The organism is Pedobacter suwonensis (assembly GCF_900111825.1).
GTDB classification, from domain to species: domain Bacteria; phylum Bacteroidota; class Bacteroidia; order Sphingobacteriales; family Sphingobacteriaceae; genus Pedobacter; species Pedobacter suwonensis.
Window position 1 is genome coordinate 1 of record NZ_FOJM01000003.1, and the last position, 17,448, is coordinate 17,448.

Annotated in this window: 19 protein-coding genes and 1 pseudogene; 7 read left to right on the top strand and 13 right to left on the bottom strand. The window is 41.3% G+C overall.

The window, feature by feature from the left end; translation table 11 throughout:
- Both BM107_RS24610 and BM107_RS04445 read left to right on the top strand, forming a co-directional pair.
- Positions 1-713 (top strand): annotated as a pseudogene (locus tag BM107_RS24610) (SusC/RagA family TonB-linked outer membrane protein); the annotation flags it as partial.
- 11 nt (positions 714-724) lie between these two features.
- Positions 725-2,077: a RagB/SusD family nutrient uptake outer membrane protein gene (locus BM107_RS04445; protein ID WP_159435198.1), complete on the top strand. Its 1,353-nt coding sequence runs from the start codon at positions 725-727 to the stop codon at positions 2,075-2,077.
- Between the two features lie 39 nt (positions 2,078-2,116).
- Here BM107_RS04445 and BM107_RS04450 read toward each other — a convergent pair whose 3' ends face one another.
- From BM107_RS04450 to BM107_RS24915, 4 genes are all read right to left on the bottom strand, one after another.
- Positions 2,117-2,440 carry a hypothetical protein gene (locus BM107_RS04450; RefSeq protein WP_090980733.1) on the bottom strand — a complete coding sequence of 108 codons (324 nt, stop codon included), beginning with the start codon at positions 2,438-2,440 and terminating at the stop codon, positions 2,117-2,119.
- 119 nt (positions 2,441-2,559) lie between these two features.
- Positions 2,560-2,997 (bottom strand): MauE/DoxX family redox-associated membrane protein, encoded by a 438-nt coding sequence (locus BM107_RS04455; protein WP_090980735.1) that lies wholly within the window; start codon positions 2,995-2,997, stop codon positions 2,560-2,562.
- 132 nt (positions 2,998-3,129) lie between these two features.
- Positions 3,130-3,708 (bottom strand): Crp/Fnr family transcriptional regulator, encoded by a 579-nt coding sequence (locus BM107_RS04460; protein ID WP_090980737.1) that lies wholly within the window; start codon positions 3,706-3,708, stop codon positions 3,130-3,132.
- A 592-nt stretch (positions 3,709-4,300) separates the two neighbouring features.
- A complete protein-coding gene (locus tag BM107_RS24915) occupies positions 4,301-4,462 on the bottom strand; it encodes a hypothetical protein (RefSeq protein WP_159435311.1) in 162 nt (53 codons plus the stop codon).
- Positions 4,463-4,689: 227 nt separating this feature from the next.
- On the opposite strand from BM107_RS24915, the gene BM107_RS04470 reads away from it, so the two are divergent.
- From BM107_RS04470 to BM107_RS04490, 5 genes are all read left to right on the top strand, one after another.
- Complete coding sequence (locus BM107_RS04470; protein ID WP_090980741.1) at positions 4,690-4,968, top strand: helix-turn-helix domain-containing protein; 279 nt, start codon at positions 4,690-4,692, stop codon at positions 4,966-4,968.
- 544 nt (positions 4,969-5,512) lie between these two features.
- Entirely contained in the window at positions 5,513-6,151 is a 639-nt protein-coding gene (locus tag BM107_RS04475; protein ID WP_090980743.1) for a DUF6266 family protein, read from the top strand.
- 59 nt (positions 6,152-6,210) lie between these two features.
- Complete coding sequence (locus BM107_RS04480; RefSeq protein WP_139222274.1) at positions 6,211-6,585, top strand: hypothetical protein; 375 nt, start codon at positions 6,211-6,213, stop codon at positions 6,583-6,585.
- On the top strand, positions 6,504-7,067 hold the full coding sequence (locus BM107_RS04485; protein ID WP_244278726.1) for a C40 family peptidase: 564 nt from the start codon (positions 6,504-6,506) through the stop codon (positions 7,065-7,067). Before BM107_RS04480 ends, BM107_RS04485 begins: the two co-directional genes overlap by 82 nt.
- A complete protein-coding gene (locus BM107_RS04490; protein ID WP_090980749.1) occupies positions 7,057-7,539 on the top strand; it encodes a hypothetical protein in 483 nt (160 codons plus the stop codon). Before BM107_RS04485 ends, BM107_RS04490 begins: the two co-directional genes overlap by 11 nt.
- Positions 7,540-7,645: 106 nt before the next feature.
- On the opposite strand, the gene BM107_RS04495 is transcribed toward BM107_RS04490, so the two are convergent.
- The 9 genes from BM107_RS04495 to BM107_RS04535 form a co-directional block, all read right to left on the bottom strand.
- Positions 7,646-9,328 (bottom strand): capsule assembly Wzi family protein, encoded by a 1,683-nt coding sequence (locus BM107_RS04495; protein WP_090980751.1) that lies wholly within the window; start codon positions 9,326-9,328, stop codon positions 7,646-7,648.
- A gap of 146 nt (positions 9,329-9,474) precedes the next feature.
- Positions 9,475-10,449 (bottom strand): MraY family glycosyltransferase, encoded by a 975-nt coding sequence (locus BM107_RS04500; protein ID WP_244278727.1) that lies wholly within the window; start codon positions 10,447-10,449, stop codon positions 9,475-9,477.
- Between the two features lie 140 nt (positions 10,450-10,589).
- Entirely contained in the window at positions 10,590-11,486 is an 897-nt protein-coding gene (locus BM107_RS04505; RefSeq protein ID WP_244278728.1) for an NAD-dependent epimerase/dehydratase family protein, read from the bottom strand.
- A gap of 2 nt (positions 11,487-11,488) precedes the next feature.
- Positions 11,489-12,310: a glycosyltransferase family 2 protein gene (locus BM107_RS04510; protein ID WP_208864332.1), complete on the bottom strand. Its 822-nt coding sequence runs from the start codon at positions 12,308-12,310 to the stop codon at positions 11,489-11,491.
- Between the two features lie 14 nt (positions 12,311-12,324).
- Complete coding sequence (locus BM107_RS04515; RefSeq protein ID WP_139222275.1) at positions 12,325-13,116, bottom strand: hypothetical protein; 792 nt, start codon at positions 13,114-13,116, stop codon at positions 12,325-12,327.
- 114 nt (positions 13,117-13,230) lie between these two features.
- On the bottom strand, positions 13,231-14,715 hold the full coding sequence (locus BM107_RS04520) for a hypothetical protein (protein ID WP_090980760.1): 1,485 nt from the start codon (positions 14,713-14,715) through the stop codon (positions 13,231-13,233).
- Entirely contained in the window at positions 14,712-15,548 is an 837-nt protein-coding gene (locus BM107_RS04525; protein WP_090980762.1) for a glycosyltransferase family 2 protein, read from the bottom strand. Before BM107_RS04525 ends, BM107_RS04520 begins: the two co-directional genes overlap by 4 nt.
- The gene (locus tag BM107_RS04530; protein WP_208864333.1) at positions 15,541-16,266 is read right to left on the bottom strand and encodes a glycosyltransferase family protein; all 726 of its coding nucleotides are present in this window, start codon (positions 16,264-16,266) and stop codon (positions 15,541-15,543) included. The genes BM107_RS04525 and BM107_RS04530 overlap by 8 nt, the downstream gene beginning before the upstream one ends.
- Positions 16,267-16,397: 131 nt before the next feature.
- Complete coding sequence (locus BM107_RS04535; RefSeq protein ID WP_090980766.1) at positions 16,398-17,444, bottom strand: EpsG family protein; 1,047 nt, start codon at positions 17,442-17,444, stop codon at positions 16,398-16,400.
- Positions 17,445-17,448: the final 4 nt, after the last annotated feature.

Consider the following 17,448-nt stretch of genomic DNA (forward strand, 5'->3'; position numbering starts at 1 on the left):
ATTACCTGCCCTCGGTACAGGGCAGCAACTTTTTGCAGGCCAATGCTACCGTATCGGGGGTAGAGGGTTTGCCGGTATACTCCATTTTCTCCTACCGCTGGGCGGGCCTTGATGGGGCCAAGGGCGAACCGATGGGCTTTTTAAACGGCCAGCCCAGCAAGGCCTACAGCAGTATCATCAGTGGTACCAAACTTACCGATCTGGTATTTCACGGCCCGGCGCTGCCCCGTTATTTCGGCAACATGGTAAACGATTTTGGATGTAAAGGTTTTACCCTTTCGGTAGCGCTCAGCTTTAAGTTCGGTTATTATTTCAGGCGCAAGGGGATTGATTATACCAATCTTTTTGCCAACGGCAGCGGCCATGCCGATTTTGGCAACCGCTGGAAAAACCCGGGCGATGAACAATTTACCCAGGTACCTTCCATACCCTATCCCTTATCAAGCAGCAGGGAATCTTTTTACAGCTTTTCAGAAGAACTGATTGATAAGGGCGACCATATCCGCATACAGTACATCAACCTTGATTATGCGGTCGGGAAAAAACTCGCAAAAAAGACCGGCTTAAAAACATTGAATGTATTTGCCAACCTGGCCAATGTGGGCATTATTTACCGGGCAAACAAACACCACCTTGACCCTGAGTATGTAACCAGTAGCTTTAACTTACCTCCAGGCCAAACCCTGGCTTTCGGCTTAAGGGCGGGCCTTTAAAATTGATGAACATGAAAAAGACAAACCACTTTGGATATTGGCTTCTGCTGGCTCTTTTTGCTGCAGGAATTTTAGGTTGCCAAAAACTGTTGGATGAAAAACCAGATCAGCGGCTGGTGATCCCCTCCACACTGGCCGATTTTCAGGCCCTGATGGATAATTTCGGGGTGCTTACCGCTAAAGATCTGGTGTCGGCAGAAATCTCGGCCGATGATTATTACCTTACCGATGCCGACCTTGCGGCCCTACCGGGAGAATATGAGCGGAGGATGTACAGCTGGCAAAAGGATAACCTTTTTGAGCCGGGCAGCAATGATTGGGCATACCTGTACAAAGCCGTTTATTCCTGCAATGCCGTACTGGAAGGGCTGGAAGCTTCAACCATTGAGCGTGATACCAGGTTTAATAATGTAAAAGGGCAGGCACTGGTATACCGGGCCAAATGCTTTTTGCAGGGGCTGGGCCTTTGGGCAAAGGCTTATCAGGTTTCTTCAGCAACAGACCTCGGTATCCCGCTGCGCCCAAATGCCGATTTTAATATGCCTTCTAACCGCGCTACCGTACAGGAAGGTTACCAAAAGGTGCTGGCCGATCTTAAAGCTGCGGTACCACTTTTGCCCGTAAAAGCCCTGAGTGCCACCAGGCCATCAAAGGCAGCGGCCTACGGGCTTTTGGCACGTACCTTTTTATACATGGGCAATTACCAGGCGGCCGAAAATTATGCCGATTCCTGCCTGCGCATCAATGCTGCGCTTTTGGATTATAATCAACTCAATGCAACAGCCTCTTATCCGGTGGCACTTTTTAACCCTGAAGTGCTTTTCAGCACGTTTTCGCCACCGCCAACCATATTAACCAATACCAGGGCGAAGATGGTGCCTGAGCTTTTACAGGCCTACCAGGCTAATGATTTAAGAAAGCAGGTATTTTATTTGCAGAGCGGTGGCGCTTCTTATTTTAAAGGCACCTATTTCCAGCCTGCACTTTTCTTTGGCCTGGCTACTGATGAAATGTACCTTACCCTTGCCGAGTGCCAGGTGAGGAACGGAAAAACAGACCTGGGTATGCAAACGCTGAACAAACTTTTGGTGGCCAGGTTTAAAACCGGAACATTTGTGCCATTGGTGGCCAGCGACAAAGCTACCGCACTGAACATGGTGCTAAGCGAAAGGAGAAAGGAGCTGGTAATGCGGGGGATGAGGTGGATGGATGTTAAACGTTTAAATGCCGAAGGTGGTAATATTGTGCTGAAGCGAACCATAGGTGGGATTGATTATACCTTAACACCAAATGATAAACGATATGCGCTGCCGTTGCCTGAAGATATTATTGCCCTAACTGGTATGCCCCAGAACGAGCGGTAAAACAAAGGGCCCGGTTAATTTAACCAGGCCCCTATTTACTTAAAGTGCGCGTTGGGCAGGAGCATTATCCCTTACATCGGCCGCATTGCTGCCGTAGGTATCTTCGATGTACTGGGTCAGCTTGTCCTGTGTATCAACCGATTCCGGCGTAATCAGGTAACAAGGTGCTGCAGTACCAGAGTTACAGCTGGTAGGCGGGCTCATGGTGGTAGAGTATTTATGGCCATCTGTGGCGTCAGATAGCTGTGTGCCAACAAAATTCCACTGGATATCTGCTTTGGCTGATTTAAATGCACTGGTGGTGATGGTTAGGCCGAACCCCAATACGAGGGCTACAAGGCCAAGGTTTAATTTGTTTAACATGGTATTTAGTTTTTAAATGATCTCCGTTTAGGAGGATAAATGAAATTGATCTGTTTCGGTGGTCTGGCGATCGGTTGATTGTTGCTGTATTGGATATGACCGGTATCCGGTTGTGCTGCTTACTCTTTGTCACGAACCTCCCGCTTTAGGTGAATAATTAGGGTAATGAGCGTTATTGCGGTAAACACCAGGTTAAATACCAGGTGTGCTTTCCAGCCGAGCCATTTTAAAACACCGCCGCAACTACAGGGCACCTTGTTGAAATAGCCTGCCAGCACCATGGCGATGTATAGGGTAAAAGCCGTAATTAGCAGGAGTGAAGCAATAAGGCCGTATAACCTGGTTTTGCTAAAGGCCAAAAGGGTGGCCGCAATCATTTCTGAAGCGGGTACGGCAATAAGTAACCAGGCAGTAAAGCGTTCAGAAAAAACCTGTTTGGCCAGTTCGGTTTTGAATTGGTTTAGATTACCAAGTTTGCTGGCCGCAGTAGTAGCCCATAAAATAATGAGTAAGAGGCAGCCGAGCTGATAAACACTTTTACTTAGATTTAATTGCATGGCCTAATCATTTTAATCGGTTTACCTTATACAGTTTAAATTACTGGTATAAAGTTCGGTGCAGAACAGGCCAGGTGGAGGCTATTTAAGTTGCCAAAAGGCTTACAAACAATGAAATGCAGGTAGCGGATGTTACTTTTTTACCGCTTTTGACCTCAGCCGGCTTAAAACTTTGGGATGGATGCCCAGATAACTGGCAATGGTTTTGAGGTCGCAGAGGTTAAACAGTTCCGGCCTGGTGTGCATCAATTGGTTGAAACGGGCATTGGCATTTAGCCGGGAAAGCGCTGTGGTATGCAGCAGTAATGCTGCAAGCTGGTGCTGGTAAAGTTTGTTCATCAGTACGCGGTATTCGGGAAATAGTTTATAAAGGTTGGCGGTGTGTTTATCACTGTAACCGGTCAGGGTAGCATCGTCAAGGAATTCGATAAACAGCTTGCCTTCGGTGTAATTGCCCAAAGTGGCCATGGGGACAATAAACTGGTGCTGATGCCAGAACAGGAGGGTTGTTTCTTCTTCTGCATCAATGGTATATAACCTTAACGTACCGCTGCTGATAAAAAGTAATACCGCACAATATTCATCAGCAAGCTTTAGGGTTTCTTTCTTTTTGAATGTACGTTCTTTGAGCAGGAGGTTTAAATAACAGCTTAACCCAAAAGATGGGCTAATGTAATTCCGGATGGTTTTTAAATAGCTGTTTTCTTCCATGATCTTTTTTTTACCTAAAGAAAAAAGCTTTTTGGTCTCCTGTCAAGTTGCCGGGCTGGCAACCCCGGGCAACCCGGCCGATGTTTGGGTACATATCTATATCTTATCCCATGGCCCGGTATTTTAACCGATCGTTTTTAAGTTTTGGGTATATCATCAACCGTAGGTACCTACGTGAAGAGTATCTTTCAAATTGATAAGAGTGATTTCTTACCACGGAGGGGTAGATCAGGAACTTGAGTGGCGTAATATCTGCGAAAAAAATGCCTGTTTTGCCTGCCGGGTGAGCCTGATTTGAAAATTTTTTTACGTATTTAGCATGCCATGAGAGGTCATTTTGAAGCACATACATAGGGTTCAGCTAAATTGTTTTATCTGCCTGAACAGGCGGTTTTGTTGGCGGTGCGAAAGTTTTTTACCTTGCTTTGCTGAAGCGATTTGCCGCTTCTGGTTACGGTAGCACATCCTGATTGATATACGATTTGAGATAAGTTGTCGTTATACAGGGTATAATATGTAACCATAATACTAATTTATTTACTGATTAAGTTTACAGAAAATGGAAAAACCTTACCTGTTTGCTTTTTCATCCCTAATCATTTTTGTATTTGACCCGCTGCATGGAACGCTCGCACATGCACGGAAAAGCCACCCTAAAAGGCTGGCCTGTAGCCTGTTTAACCCAAGGCTGGTGTGCCCCAGCCGTGGCGACCCATTGCTTTGGCCATTGTGTGCCCTGTACATTCATGATCATCTACATACCGATTAATTAACCTCCATATTATTGGGAATGTTGAACAGCTTTTGGCGCTGTTTGACGCTAAAATTTTAAGATATACCCAAATTTTCTAACCAATTTTAGTCGCTCCGGCACCATCGGTTAGCCGCCCTGATAACGGCACAGGAACATTTTCCAGATATGGTTGCAGCATGCCCCATCAGCATGCTGCAATATGTTTTTGTTTTTAAACTCTACGCCCTATGAATAACCTTGATGCACTGGTACAGACCTTGTACAACATATACCTCGTACTGAACAAAGAACAGTTAAAATTTACCTTTATCGATCTCTTCGGCGACCCTGAAACGCAGCTCACCCGGCAGCAGGTAAAAGATTACCTCAACATCAGCGAAAGTACCTACAAACGTAAAGTGAAAGATGGTACCTTAAAGCCCATCAAACTGCCCGGCGGCGATCGTTTTTACCTGAAAGACCTGCTGGCTGCCTACCTGGAGAGCCAGCGCAAAGGCCGTATCTGATTTTTATTGTATCAGTAAGAAAACATTACATGGTAAACCCAATACAGTAAAAACAAATTCGATAGTAAACACAAATCAGTAATAAGACTTTTTACTGTAAATTAATTCCAGTATCGGACAATTACCCCTTTATTACCTGTTGTTTACCCTTTGCTGGTACCAGGCTTACCCCTGGCTTACCCTTTGCTTACCTGTTGGTTACCTTTTGCTTACCTATTGGTTACCTTTTGCTTACCTATTGGTTACCTTTTGCTTACCTAAAAGGTAAACAATGGGTTTTTCCGGGGTAAACATTTACGGGGGTTATAGCCATGCTGCCCGGGGGCAGGCCGGTTGTTTACGGTTGTTCCTTTGCCTGGATGGCCGGCATTAGCATGGCTCATTTTAGCTCATTATGGCCCATAATCAGCTCAATTTAGCTCATTTGAGTCCAAAATGAGGTGCCATTACTTCAAAGCGGCTAGGTTTGATCATGGATTTGAACATACCGGTAGAGCAGAAATCCGATGAATTAAACATTTTTTTCACTTAAAAAACAAAAATTATGGCAACGTATTCAAAAGGCGCCAATGGCGCATTCTCGGGCAAGGTAGGCAGTGTAATCGGCAGCAGCTGGCGCAGTGTAGATTACCTGAGGGGACTCCCTAAAAAAAGCAGTAAAGCCAGTACCGAACCTCAATTGGCGCAGCGAACCAGGTTTGCCCTTGCGGCCCAGTACCTGAGCCCCATCAAGGATATTTTAAATATCGGCTTTAAGGATAAACAGCTGAACAAGATTACCGGTTACAATGCCGCGGTAAAAATTTTCTTAAACCAGGCCGTTACAGGCGACTACCCTGATTTTGAGATCGATTTTTCGAAGGTGGTGCTGAGCAAGGGTTCGCTTTCGGTAATGCACGGCCTGAACGGAAGCCTGCAGGGGTCAGATCTGCTGTTGAACTGGCAGAGCATTATAAACCGCTATAATGCCTTTGCGGATGATGTGCTGACGGTTGTGCTGTTTAATGCCACCAAAAACATGTATATGGTGTACGAGGAAGCCCAGCGCGCTGCGCTGACCTACACGGCGGTAATCGGTACAAACTTTAGCGGCGATGTTTTTCACGCCTGGGCCTTTGCGGTAAACCGCGATGCCACTGCGGTTGCAAACAGCCAATACCTGGGTACCTATACCATTCCCTAACTAATATGAACCAGCCCAAACCCAGCCATGCCAGGTTTGGGCTATTAAACCAAAAAGATATGAAAACATTAAAACCGGCTTTAACGGCGCTGTTGCCGAAAAAGCAGATCCTCGAAAAACTGATGCTGGCCGTAATACTGGTGCTGGGCTGGCATACCCTCCCAAAAGTGTTAAGAACCATTGAGCCCACCGCGGCCCTGCTTGATGCAGGCATATGGCAGCTGATCTTGCTGGCCCTGCTATGTTATGCTGCCCTGTTGCAGCTATCGTGGTGGCTGTTGCAACGCTTTTGGCAAAGCCTGGGCCTGTATAAATTAACAGATATGGTTTCACTATTTAAACAGTTAACCTCATGGCAACAGTTAAGTTTCTTATGGGCATCGTTTGCCTTGCTCTTGCTGGCAGCGATAGCCTGCCTGGCGGCGATAGTGTAAACCTGCGGCACGACCCCTCGCTTGCCGATAGGAAAAGGCTGTTGCAGGTGGCCGAAAAGGAACTGGGCGTGCGCGAACGTTCGGGCAAAAACGATGGCCCGCGGGTTGCCGGATACCTCAGTTATGTAAAGGTACCGGAGGGCAATGCCTGGTGTGCAGCTTTTGTGAGCTGGGTTTTTGGCCAGGCCGGTTACCCGGTACCGCGCACCGCCTGGAGCCCCGCCTTATTCCCGCTATGCAAGCGCACCAAAGAGATCAGGCCGGCCGTAGTATTTGGCATTTACTTTAGCCACTTAAAACGCATTGCCCATTGTGGCCTGGTTGAACGGCAGGCCGGTGACTGGATGGTTACCATTGAGGGCAATACCAACCCGGCAGGAAACAGGGAGGGAGATGGGGTGTACCGTAAACGCAGGCATTTAAAAGCCGTTAAATACTTTGCCGACTGGGCGAAAAGGAAAGGAGCGGATAATGAAAACTGAATTGATCAAATGCCTGGCGGCCTGTACGCTCTTGCTTTCGGCATGTGCAACACCAAAAAGCAAAAAAATGTTGCATGAACAGGACCTTGAGGTAAAACATGACAGCCGGGAAAGCAACAGTGAGCAAAGCTGGGCAAAAAGCAATACCCTTTTGCTTGATACCAGCAACAGCGAATATGTGGTGCAAATTACCCCATTGGGGAAATTTTTCTACAGTGCGGAAAAAGGTTTTGAAGGGATGGCCGAGAAGGTGGTGTTTAGAGGAAAGGCCAACCACAGGCGCATATTGCAGGGGCAACAGCAAAAAGGACGTCAGCTGGCACAACAAAAAACCAGGGTGAAAAGTACGGCATTAAAAACGAAGGTACAGTATACCGAAAAAACAAGAAAAAGCCTGTCACTATTTTTTTGGACCGGACTGGGAGTGGTATTTTGCCTGGCATTAGGCTGCCGGCTAATGAAAAAACGATGATTGACCTGAATATTAAAATGCTCCCTTTAAGCTATAAGGGAGCATTTACTGTATACTATTGCTGATATAAAAATTGAACTGTGTAAGGTAATTTAGTCGACAACAATCAATTTTGAAAAATATAGGCCAAACCAACCTTCAAATTTAAGTTTCCCCGATCCTGTTGATCCCAATTCCAGAATTGCTCACTCAAAGGAGAAACTCCTTTAATAGTATATTGATAATTATGAGAACGGATATAACTCAATTGAGTGTTTACAATAAAACTTTTGTAAGTCCAATCAAATTTACCTGAAAAAGACAGGTCTATCCATTTTCTTCTATTATCAGTAGCGATTGCGAAATAATATAAATCGTTATTATTTACAAGTCTTTCTAACTGAAGGCCTATCCTTTTTAATCCTTTCACCCAGCTTAGCTCTAACGATTGCAGGTTACTGCCCGGACCGATTCCGGCACCAAGAACCTGCCCCATATTGGTATAGCCGTCTTTTACCTGATGATGTACATACCAGGTTGGTTGTGCCCTGGCTTCTCCTGTTCTGGCCCCTTCCAACTGGGTAAATTCTACACCTACCTGAATAAATGCATCATCTGCTTTCAGCGGAATCAGTTTCCGGAAACCGGCAATATAGGCCCGGGAATGTTCCGGCTCTTGTAAGGCATCGCGTAGGTTATAAGGATGATCATTTCTCCCGTATTGCAAATAAACTTCTGCATGGCTCTCGGGCATTACCCATCTGGCAAAAACTGATGCATACTGATCACGTTTTCTATTGTCTTCATTATTTTCGCCATTGATCACACTTGCTTTTTCTACAGGTGAAAAAAGCGGAAAATAATCACCAAAAGAGCTGCCCATATCTTTTCTATACACAATAAAGCTGCGATCGAAGCCCAGAAATAAATTGGGAACCCATTTGGGCTGATACGTAAAGGCTATTCCGGAAAGGTATCGCCAGTCATCGGGTTTGGCAACAAAAAGCGCATTATCCGGAATTATTTTTGAACTTTCTAATCTACCGGCAATAATTTGTGTTTCAAATGAACCGATGGGGGTATTTACAGGCCGTGTGGTATTCAAACTGATATGTTTAAATCCACTTGCATTATTGCTCATCAAAAGTGAATTTCTTACGCCCGGCCCCCACCATAAATTTTCGTTTGACAAACCTATTGAAACCGGATCAAAGGTTAACCGGACATTACTCTGCCCCCATGAAACTTTGGAATAAGATCCTGTGCCAAAACGGTCTGGATTATCAATCATATTCGCCATCTGGGCGTATTTTTTTAAAAATGCCGGCTCATTATCTGCCTGATAGAGTTCGGTAAAGGCTTTATTCTGCGCATAAACATACTCGGGTTTAAGCTGAACACTTAAGGGACCAAGCTTTGCAAAAAAACCCGCAGAGATTTGGGTCTGGTAACCCCTGGCTGGAATCATTGATCCATCATTCCAACCATATGGATGATCGGTATTGACCTGTTGCTGCCAGGTGATGGGTAAAACATATAAAGAGAAAATGTTATTTGGAGTGGAAAGTACTTTTTTCCTGAATTTATCCAATTCAATACCATCGGTCGCATCAAGCAGAACGTTATTCCTTGCTGAAATGGTCAGCGGCCTGATCATGAATGAACTTCCGGAAGTATCGTTGCCCAATAGCTGCTGTCTCCGAAGATTATCTTCCAGGTGGTCTAACAAACCAACAGGTACAGTTTGGGCAACAGTTTGTGTGCCAACAGCCATTACTGCAGCACATAAAAAGAGGAAAAATTTATTCATATATGTATACGACTTTGCCAGCAAATATACATAGCGAACAGGTAGTTAAGGTGTTTTTTAGTCAATTTAATCAAAAACTATGGAATATAGTCAACAATGGCCCATAAAAATCAACCTATTTTGGTTTTTGACTTTAAAAATAGCCGTTAATTTTTTACCTGCATTAATTTTGCTTTTCCTTCAAAAGAAAAGCGTAGCAATAAAAAGGCAATTCCCAATGCAAGTACAAAAATCAAACTAAGTAATACTGATTGTCCAATCCAGAATATTACACAGCAATTAATCAGAAACTGGGAGATAAAATATGCAGTTGATACACCGATGTGTGACCATTGCCTGTCATTCGCCAGGTATTGATAGAAATGGGATCTGTGCGCTTCGAAAATATTTTCTTTTCTAATCTTTCTGAAGAATATGGTAAACACCGCATCTAAACCATATACCAGTAATAACAATATATAAACTGCATTACCTGTTTTTAAAATCAATTGTCCTATTAAGAAAACGATAATAAAGGCAATGCTTACACTACCTACATCTCCGGCAAAACATTTAGCTTTTTTACGAAAATTGAAAAAATTAAATACTAAAAGCGATAAGCCTACAATAATCAGGAAGCCGGGTTCGGTAAATGAAACGACGTACTGATTAATATAAAATAAAGTTAAAATCGCTAATAAACTATAGCTTCCTGTAATACCGTTTATGCCATCCATAAAGTTGTAGGCGTTAATGGTTCCTATGATAAAAATAACAGCAATTACAACCCAATACCAGGATAGTGCAAACAAATCCCATTGATATAACAGTAGCGAAACTGAAATTAACTGAACGAATAACCTCATCTTGTTGTTAAGCGTAAAAATATCATCTAAAAAGCTGATTGTAGCAATGGCCGTTAAACCCAGCATAAAGAATGGATATTGCTGACCATAAAAAAAGAAAAACAACAAACAGGCAAGGCAGAAAATAATACCACCGCCTCTTAACGTTATGGTTTGATGAGAGCTTCTTGCGTTTGGCTTATCAATGATATTGAAGTGATCGGCTATTTTAAAATAGAATAGCTCAATCAGAAAAAGTGCAAGAAATATAAGTAGTGCAGACAAAAATGACATCATGGTTTAATTAACAACAAAGATAGAAAATTGGAGGCGAGAGAACAGCAAAGCGATAAAACTTATTGCGAAAGCTTCATGAGTTCAAAACATCAAGTAAAATACTTTTCTGCACAATCGAAGTAGCTGAATCTAATCGTTATTTATTTAAGCCTGAACCCTTCTAATACGCTTTTTGGGTTCCAATTTAACTGTTCTCTGGCATAACGGTCGTCAAAAGTTAAATCTGCACGAATTTTAACCAGCTTCCTGGTATTAATTGGTGATTTGTTACCTAAAATATCACCTAAGCCAGCCAAAACTTTTGCCAGCCATAAAGGAAGGTTAACCGGGTGTCCTTTGCTTAGTTGTTTAGCAATACTCATTGATAGTTCCTCGAAAGATGGGTGATACCCGTCAGTAAGGTTATAAATCCCACCTATTTTAGCAGCAACAGGTATAATCTTTGCAACATCAGCGGCCATCACCATGCTCTTTCTGGCTTTGCCTCCGGCAATATTAAAGTAATAGCCCTTTTTAAGCCCTTTGATCATTGCACCCAGGTTTCCGGGAGGATTTTCTCCCACTAAAAGCGGCAATCGTAATATGGTGCAAACTACATTTTTTTCGGCGCACCACTTTGATATTAATCTTTCTGCCTGAATTTTACTTTCACCGTATGGGTCCTTCGCTTCCAGAGAGGTGTTTTCATTGATCAGTATTCCGGATTCTTTTCCATAAACCGCTACAGTACTGATAAATACGAAAAACCTTGGAATAGCTGCAGACTGCTCCAGACCTTTTAAGAGATTAAGCGTGCCAACTTTATTTACATCAAAAAAGGCTTGCTTTTCTGCTGCTGTTTTGGGAACCGAGTGTGCTTTACCAGCAACATGTATGACCAGATCTGCCGGTTCCAAAACAGGAATCACTTTTGCCAAATCCAAATTATGGCTGGCACCGGATCTCGAAATGGTAATGACATCATGCGCTTTGCATAATTCATTGTAGATGTATTTACCCAAAAAACCAGATGCCCCAGTTAAAATTACCCGCATCATATTTACCTTAATTTTTGTAGTGTATCACGGTTAATTGCTGTTCTTTTTTTATCAAAAAGCCAACCCCATTTATTGAAATAATAAATAGCAGACTGCATTCCAATCTTTGTTAAGCGCCAGGATTTATGTGAGCCTTTTTCAAAATGATGATAGATGTGAACCTTCGGATAGAAAATGGTTTTATACCCCCCATCAATCAATCTCCTGCACAGGTCTGTTTCCTCTCCATACATAAAAATGCCCTCATCAAACAAACCAATCTTTTTTAGTGCACTTAACCTTAAAAACATAAAACATCCGGATAGGTAAGGCACCTCCATGATCTCGTTGTAGCCGGTAAACCTTAGCTCAAAAATATGGTTTTGTTTTTCCACCATTTTTTTGAGCGGATTAAAACGGCGGCCGATCCAATCATATGGTTTGGGCAATAACTTACAGAGGTATTGAATATCGCCATTTGGATAAAGTACTTTAGGCATGATATTGCCTACGCCTGGATTCTTCTCCATATAATCAACCAACTCTTCCAAAACCCCCTTCCCGTAGTACACGTCGGGGTTTAAAACCAAGTGGTAAACAGATCCTTCTTTTATAGCCAAATTTATAGCGATATTATGGGCTGCACCAAAACCAGGATTGGAAGGATTGTGCATATAGGTGATCCTGGGATCATTTTTAATGTCTGCCAGATCACTTGTTGGTGAATTATCAATCAGATATAACTTAATCGGAGACTGGTCAAAGTTAAGTAAGCTGTCAATAGCGTTTAACAGTACGTCTCTATCATTCCTGAATAAAACAATACTTGCAGTTATGAGTATCAAAATTTAAGAATTAATTACTTATTGGAGGTAAAATTATGACTTTTTATCGCATTTATTGCATTGGGATTTTTCACATGGGCACGGTTATCCCCCATCGGGATAGTCCATCTGCACCGGCCGTTGTCGCTTAGAACACTCGAATCATATTTAAAAACAGATCCGTCTTCCTGTACCAGGGCAATTTCATATCCCAGTTTAAGAACAATGCCTGATAGCTTAATTTCTGCATTTCTGATCAGGAGTCTTTTATCAGTAATGCCCTTGCCGGGAAAGCTTCCGTTAATGTCAACGATCTCCTGTAAAATAGCCCTGGTTGTTAACAAAAAGAAACTTTGTGCATGAGGCTTAAAATTATTACGAATAATACTCTGGTACATTTTGGTGGCATATGATATACCCAAAACACCAACTGTATCGTTAGCTTCCATATAATCGATATAGGAATCTAAAAATTCAGTTTGCATTTGATGAACCGAGGTATTTGTCAAGATGACATAATGATTCGGTTTCTCCCTGATCGTTTCAAAAAATTCCGCGTAGCCCGAAAAATCCATGCCCTCATTTCCCACTTCCAAAACATTACAGGTTACAAGCGCTTCCTTTTTTCGCCAGGCTTCGGATAAGGTTAGACAGATATCCACCTGCCTGTTGCCAGCATAATTTTTAAATCTTTCCAGTTGAAATTTAAGCCCGCAGGTAAATTCTTCAGCTACCTTTAATTTCTTTTGCCTAACAGCATGATATCCTCCCCATTCATGAATACAGACCGAAATTTTGTTATCATCGGCACTAAGCCGCTGCCTCAATGCAGGGCTTTTAGGGCACTTGCCAAAATTCCATTTCCAGTAGTTATTTAAATATAGAAACGGGCTTAAAACTAGTTCCCCTAATAAAATCAAATAAAACCTAACCTTATGCATCTAGTTAATCCGTTTGATATCAATACCCGTTTTAGACAGATTTTGTCCAACAGAAAAATTTCTGATGTTTTTGCTCAGTCCAAAATTTGTGATATTGGTTTTGCCAATACTTAATTTTTCTGTACCTGTACCTGCATCATCAATGTAAAAGTTAACTTCTTCATTTTTGTAAGTACCATTTACTGCTGCTATCTCAACCTTGTTTATACCATGAAAATTAGCCTTATTACCCACTAAATTAAGATGCGCTATGTTAATAGAGGATTTGTTGCCCGTATCCAGGATGCCAAAAGCAATGCCAGCGTTCTTATAATTACCCTGAACAGTGACGTTTCCAAGTTTAATATTATTTTCCCCTGCCAATGAACCTCGAATGCCTTTATTGAGTACGGTTTTCTTTCCTCCCTTTATCGTTAAAGTATCAATGATAACGGATGAATTGTTGCCGAAGATATGAAGAGCAGAACTGTCAAAATCAAGATCTCTAGGTCCACGGTCATCAATGGACAAACTGGCCGATATCACACGTACTTTTTTACAGGCTTCAAACCAAAGCGCAGCAGATGAATTATTAGAGTAGGTTTGATTGGATGAATTATTGATATTGACAAGATCGGCTTCAAAATACTCATTCCTGTCAGCCGTTAAGCCTGTAGAACCATAATTGTTCACCTTGATATGGTATGCATAATAAGTACCAAAACTAACGATAAAATTAAAACTCTCCTGGGGCATGTATAAACCAGCAGAGGTGAGGTATGATTTCCCGTTGACCAGGATTACTTTTGGCAATATTCCAACATCTACAGCTGTTGCATTTTTAAGATGTGTTGATCCTCCCACCGTTTTTCCGTCATCCAGCGTATGATATACATGAATAGTCTTATTACTGATGTTTCTGAAGGAAACATTTGACAGTTCTACATCACCAAGCGTAATGACGGTGATGCATGAACGCGCATGGATATTAATGGCCTCCACATGAGCGATATTGATTTTAGCATCTTTTCTTGTTGCATTAATGAGGATAACATCTGCATTTGAGGGCATGATGCTGTTGATATGATGCTCTTTCCCAAACACTTTCCAGTTTTCTACTGATTGCCCACGGGAACCAATTATTTTTAGCTGATCTATTGAAACGTTATTGCAATTTATATTTAAGGCCAGTTGAGCATTACTGCCGAAAATCTTTACCGTCAAACCTTTAAGCACCATCTTTTTGAGTGCTAAGTTTTGTTGCCCTGTAATTACATAGGTTAAGTTTTCGCCGGATAATACCACATCCATATCCTGTGCTGCTTTTAAAGCTTTTAAAAATGCTTTGGTATCATTGGTTTTTCCATCCCCTTTTGCACCAAAATACCGTAAAGTAAGTACCTTATTGCTTGCTCCACAATTACAATTGCAAAGAAGCACCAAAATCAATGGTACAATTAAATGGAAGACTCCCTTCTTCGCAGAAGTTGGATTGATTACGCTCACATTTTTCTTATTAAAGTATATAAAATTTTATAATAGTAATAGCTAAAGGGCCCAATCCCTTTTATCGCTTTCAGGAACTGGATTTGTTTGTTTTGGTTCTCAAGGGTAGTTTTTAACCCTAAAACCTTATTGATAAAATATTGAAGATTTACATTTCTAGCCCCAACTACATTTGACAAATGCTGTCTGTAATAAATCAATGGGTCGTCAATTCCAAAAACAATACCCTTGTTTTGTAAAACTTTAATCGTGATCCACCAATCGTGCATTGGTGCCATGGAATGATAGGGCAGGCTACAATTTCTGGCAGCTTTATTAAATACCATGGTACAACCCGTTACACAATTAAATACCTGAATAATGTTTTTTTCAGCCAGAAATTTTGGCTTTATACCAGATGATTTCCAAAAAGACTGATTCACCACATTCAGTTCATGATCTACGACGTATAAGTCAGAATGAACGATAATCGGGACCTGCTGATGTTGACGCTCTAATTTTTTCATCTCAAGCATAGATCTTTCCACTTTTTCAGGCAGCCAAAAATCATCGTGATCGCAAAAAAAGAAATAATCAGCTTCGATGTTCTCCAGCAAAAGCATAAAACTCCGGGCAGCACCCATATTTGATTGACGATCGTTGATCAGCGTAATTCTTTCATCTTTATTTACAAAATCCTGTATAATTTCAAGCGTGTTGTCCTGAGATCCATCGTCCCGAATATAAAGCTTCCAATCACGAAAAGACTGTTCAACAATCGATTGAAGCTGTGGCCTTAGAAATTGCTGGCTATTGTAGGTCGCCATCAATATCACAATATTATCCTTAGACATTAGATTGGAATAAATTTTTAAAAAAAATGCGCATTATTTCCAGCTTTCTTGTTTGTAAAGTTAATTTCAAAGTGCGGATACAAATAATTCTATAGAAATAGAAACGATCCAACCAATGATGTGTTTCAAAATTGTTCACATCTTTCAAAAATAATTTATATCTGGTTATTATTTTATCCGGGTCCTCTTCGAACATTGAAAAATCCTGATGCAAGGTGAGGTCAAGTATATAAAATTGTTGATGCTTTTTCTGAAACCTGCTGATAAACTGGAAGTCGGCACCATCAATTTTAACTTTTTCATTATAGCCCCCCACATCAAAATAGCTTTCCAGATGGATACATAGTCCGCTGTTTACCGGAACATGGACCGCTAGGTTGTCAACTCTCGGAACGATGTGATCTATTAATTTACCCCACTTATAGATGTATCTGCAGGGTGACATAATCTGTCCGTTCTGAATCCTCATGATGGGGGCAAACAGCTTAATATCAGGATGTGAATTAATTCCTTCTAAATAAACCGCTAAAGAATTTTCAGGAAACAGCGTGTCCTGATCTAATAGCATTAAATATTTTTTGTTATTATTTTTAGCGTACTGCGCAGCTGTGTTATAAGCGATACTTAAGCCTCCATTTGCTAAATCACTTTGATAGCAGATATCCCAAACGTTACTTTCGGGTGTGGGTTGCTGTATATAGGGGCTGTTATCATACACGTATAAGCTGTGTTTGGCAACTTGCGAATCCGGTTGTTTCGCTAATGCAGCACTGAGCGAGACAAAGCTTATGGACTCTTCGAGCTTACACTTGTATAAGACGATAACAAACTGTATGTCAAAAGATAAAATCATTCAAATATAAGTAAGGTTTTAGACCGGAAGTGAAAGAACAATAAAACAGCGGCAAATACGACAATGATAATCCTGGGTATAAGCCTCAATTTTGGAGGGAATGTATAAATGATAAGCGGTAAAGTGAACATTTCTACCACCACAAAAAATTCATTAAATCTTAAAGCTACCGCAGCTGTACGTGACATGACGATAAGCACTGCTAAAGAGATAATATAGATTTTGGTAAGAACGATAGCATATTTATTTTCTACCTGGATTTTATCTATGTATTTTAACAGATAAAAGATCACCACAAGTCTTAACAGCACCAATGTACTGATTACATTAACCTTCTCATCGCCGGATTCTTGTAGCAGAATATAGGTATTTATTTTTGCCTGTATAGACTCAATTGGTATTAATTTATATAAATCAATAGGAGATAAGCCTATAAAAAGCGCGATATAACTTAGCGGAATAATGATAAACCAAACTTTCTTATTGATTTTATCTGTATCCAAAAACCATATAAGAAACAGTACCAATGAGGTAAGATGAAAAAGTACGGCTGTAAAAGCAATTAAAAAAAACTTGTAATTCTTTTTCGCCTGCAACGGGACAATGCTTAAAAGCAATAACCCGGAGGCTACTCCGGCCCTGATCTGTGTGAGTTCATTAAGGATATAAATATTGCTGAAGTAGATTAGCAAACTAACAAACAGAAAATCGGATAGTTTGGAAATAGCATATGATTTAATCGTAACCGCAAGTATAGCAAACAGGAGGAACAGCAACACAGCTGTGCCCGAAAAAAAATTGACCACCTTTGTGATGATAATAAAACCGGGCTCTACGTAATAGGTGCTGTTTTCAGTTAAGTTTAAGAAAATCTCTTTATAATTTGCGTAATCCCTATCCATGCCTTCACCTCTAAACCCAGCAAACAAGATCAGCAGTAAACTACAAAACATGAAAACCAGAATTTCTGTATTCTTGTCTTTGATTTCAAACAATGCCAGAAAAGACAGAAAAAGAAATAAAGTAAATATTAATAATACCATCTTA

What these genes read in the sequence shown, in the direction of transcription:
- BM107_RS04445 (WP_159435198.1), top strand. Translation starts at nt 725, where the DNA reads ATGAAAAAGACAAACCACTTTGGATATTGGCTTCTGCTGGCTCTTTTT.
- BM107_RS04450 (WP_090980733.1), bottom strand. Translation starts at nt 2,440, where the DNA reads ATGTTAAACAAATTAAACCTTGGCCTTGTAGCCCTCGTATTGGGGTTC.
- BM107_RS04455 (WP_090980735.1), bottom strand. Translation starts at nt 2,997, where the DNA reads ATGCAATTAAATCTAAGTAAAAGTGTTTATCAGCTCGGCTGCCTCTTA.
- BM107_RS04460 (WP_090980737.1), bottom strand. Translation starts at nt 3,708, where the DNA reads ATGGAAGAAAACAGCTATTTAAAAACCATCCGGAATTACATTAGCCCA.
- BM107_RS24915 (WP_159435311.1), bottom strand. Translation starts at nt 4,462, where the DNA reads ATGATCATGAATGTACAGGGCACACAATGGCCAAAGCAATGGGTCGCC.
- BM107_RS04470 (WP_090980741.1), top strand. Translation starts at nt 4,690, where the DNA reads ATGAATAACCTTGATGCACTGGTACAGACCTTGTACAACATATACCTC.
- BM107_RS04475 (WP_090980743.1), top strand. Translation starts at nt 5,513, where the DNA reads ATGGCAACGTATTCAAAAGGCGCCAATGGCGCATTCTCGGGCAAGGTA.
- BM107_RS04480 (WP_139222274.1), top strand. Translation starts at nt 6,211, where the DNA reads ATGAAAACATTAAAACCGGCTTTAACGGCGCTGTTGCCGAAAAAGCAG.
- BM107_RS04485 (WP_244278726.1), top strand. Translation starts at nt 6,504, where the DNA reads ATGGCAACAGTTAAGTTTCTTATGGGCATCGTTTGCCTTGCTCTTGCT.
- BM107_RS04490 (WP_090980749.1), top strand. Translation starts at nt 7,057, where the DNA reads ATGAAAACTGAATTGATCAAATGCCTGGCGGCCTGTACGCTCTTGCTT.
- BM107_RS04495 (WP_090980751.1), bottom strand. Translation starts at nt 9,328, where the DNA reads ATGAATAAATTTTTCCTCTTTTTATGTGCTGCAGTAATGGCTGTTGGC.
- BM107_RS04500 (WP_244278727.1), bottom strand. Translation starts at nt 10,449, where the DNA reads ATGATGTCATTTTTGTCTGCACTACTTATATTTCTTGCACTTTTTCTG.
- BM107_RS04505 (WP_244278728.1), bottom strand. Translation starts at nt 11,486, where the DNA reads ATGATGCGGGTAATTTTAACTGGGGCATCTGGTTTTTTGGGTAAATAC.
- BM107_RS04525 (WP_090980762.1), bottom strand. Translation starts at nt 15,548, where the DNA reads ATGTCTAAGGATAATATTGTGATATTGATGGCGACCTACAATAGCCAG.
- BM107_RS04535 (WP_090980766.1), bottom strand. Translation starts at nt 17,444, where the DNA reads ATGGTATTATTAATATTTACTTTATTTCTTTTTCTGTCTTTTCTGGCA.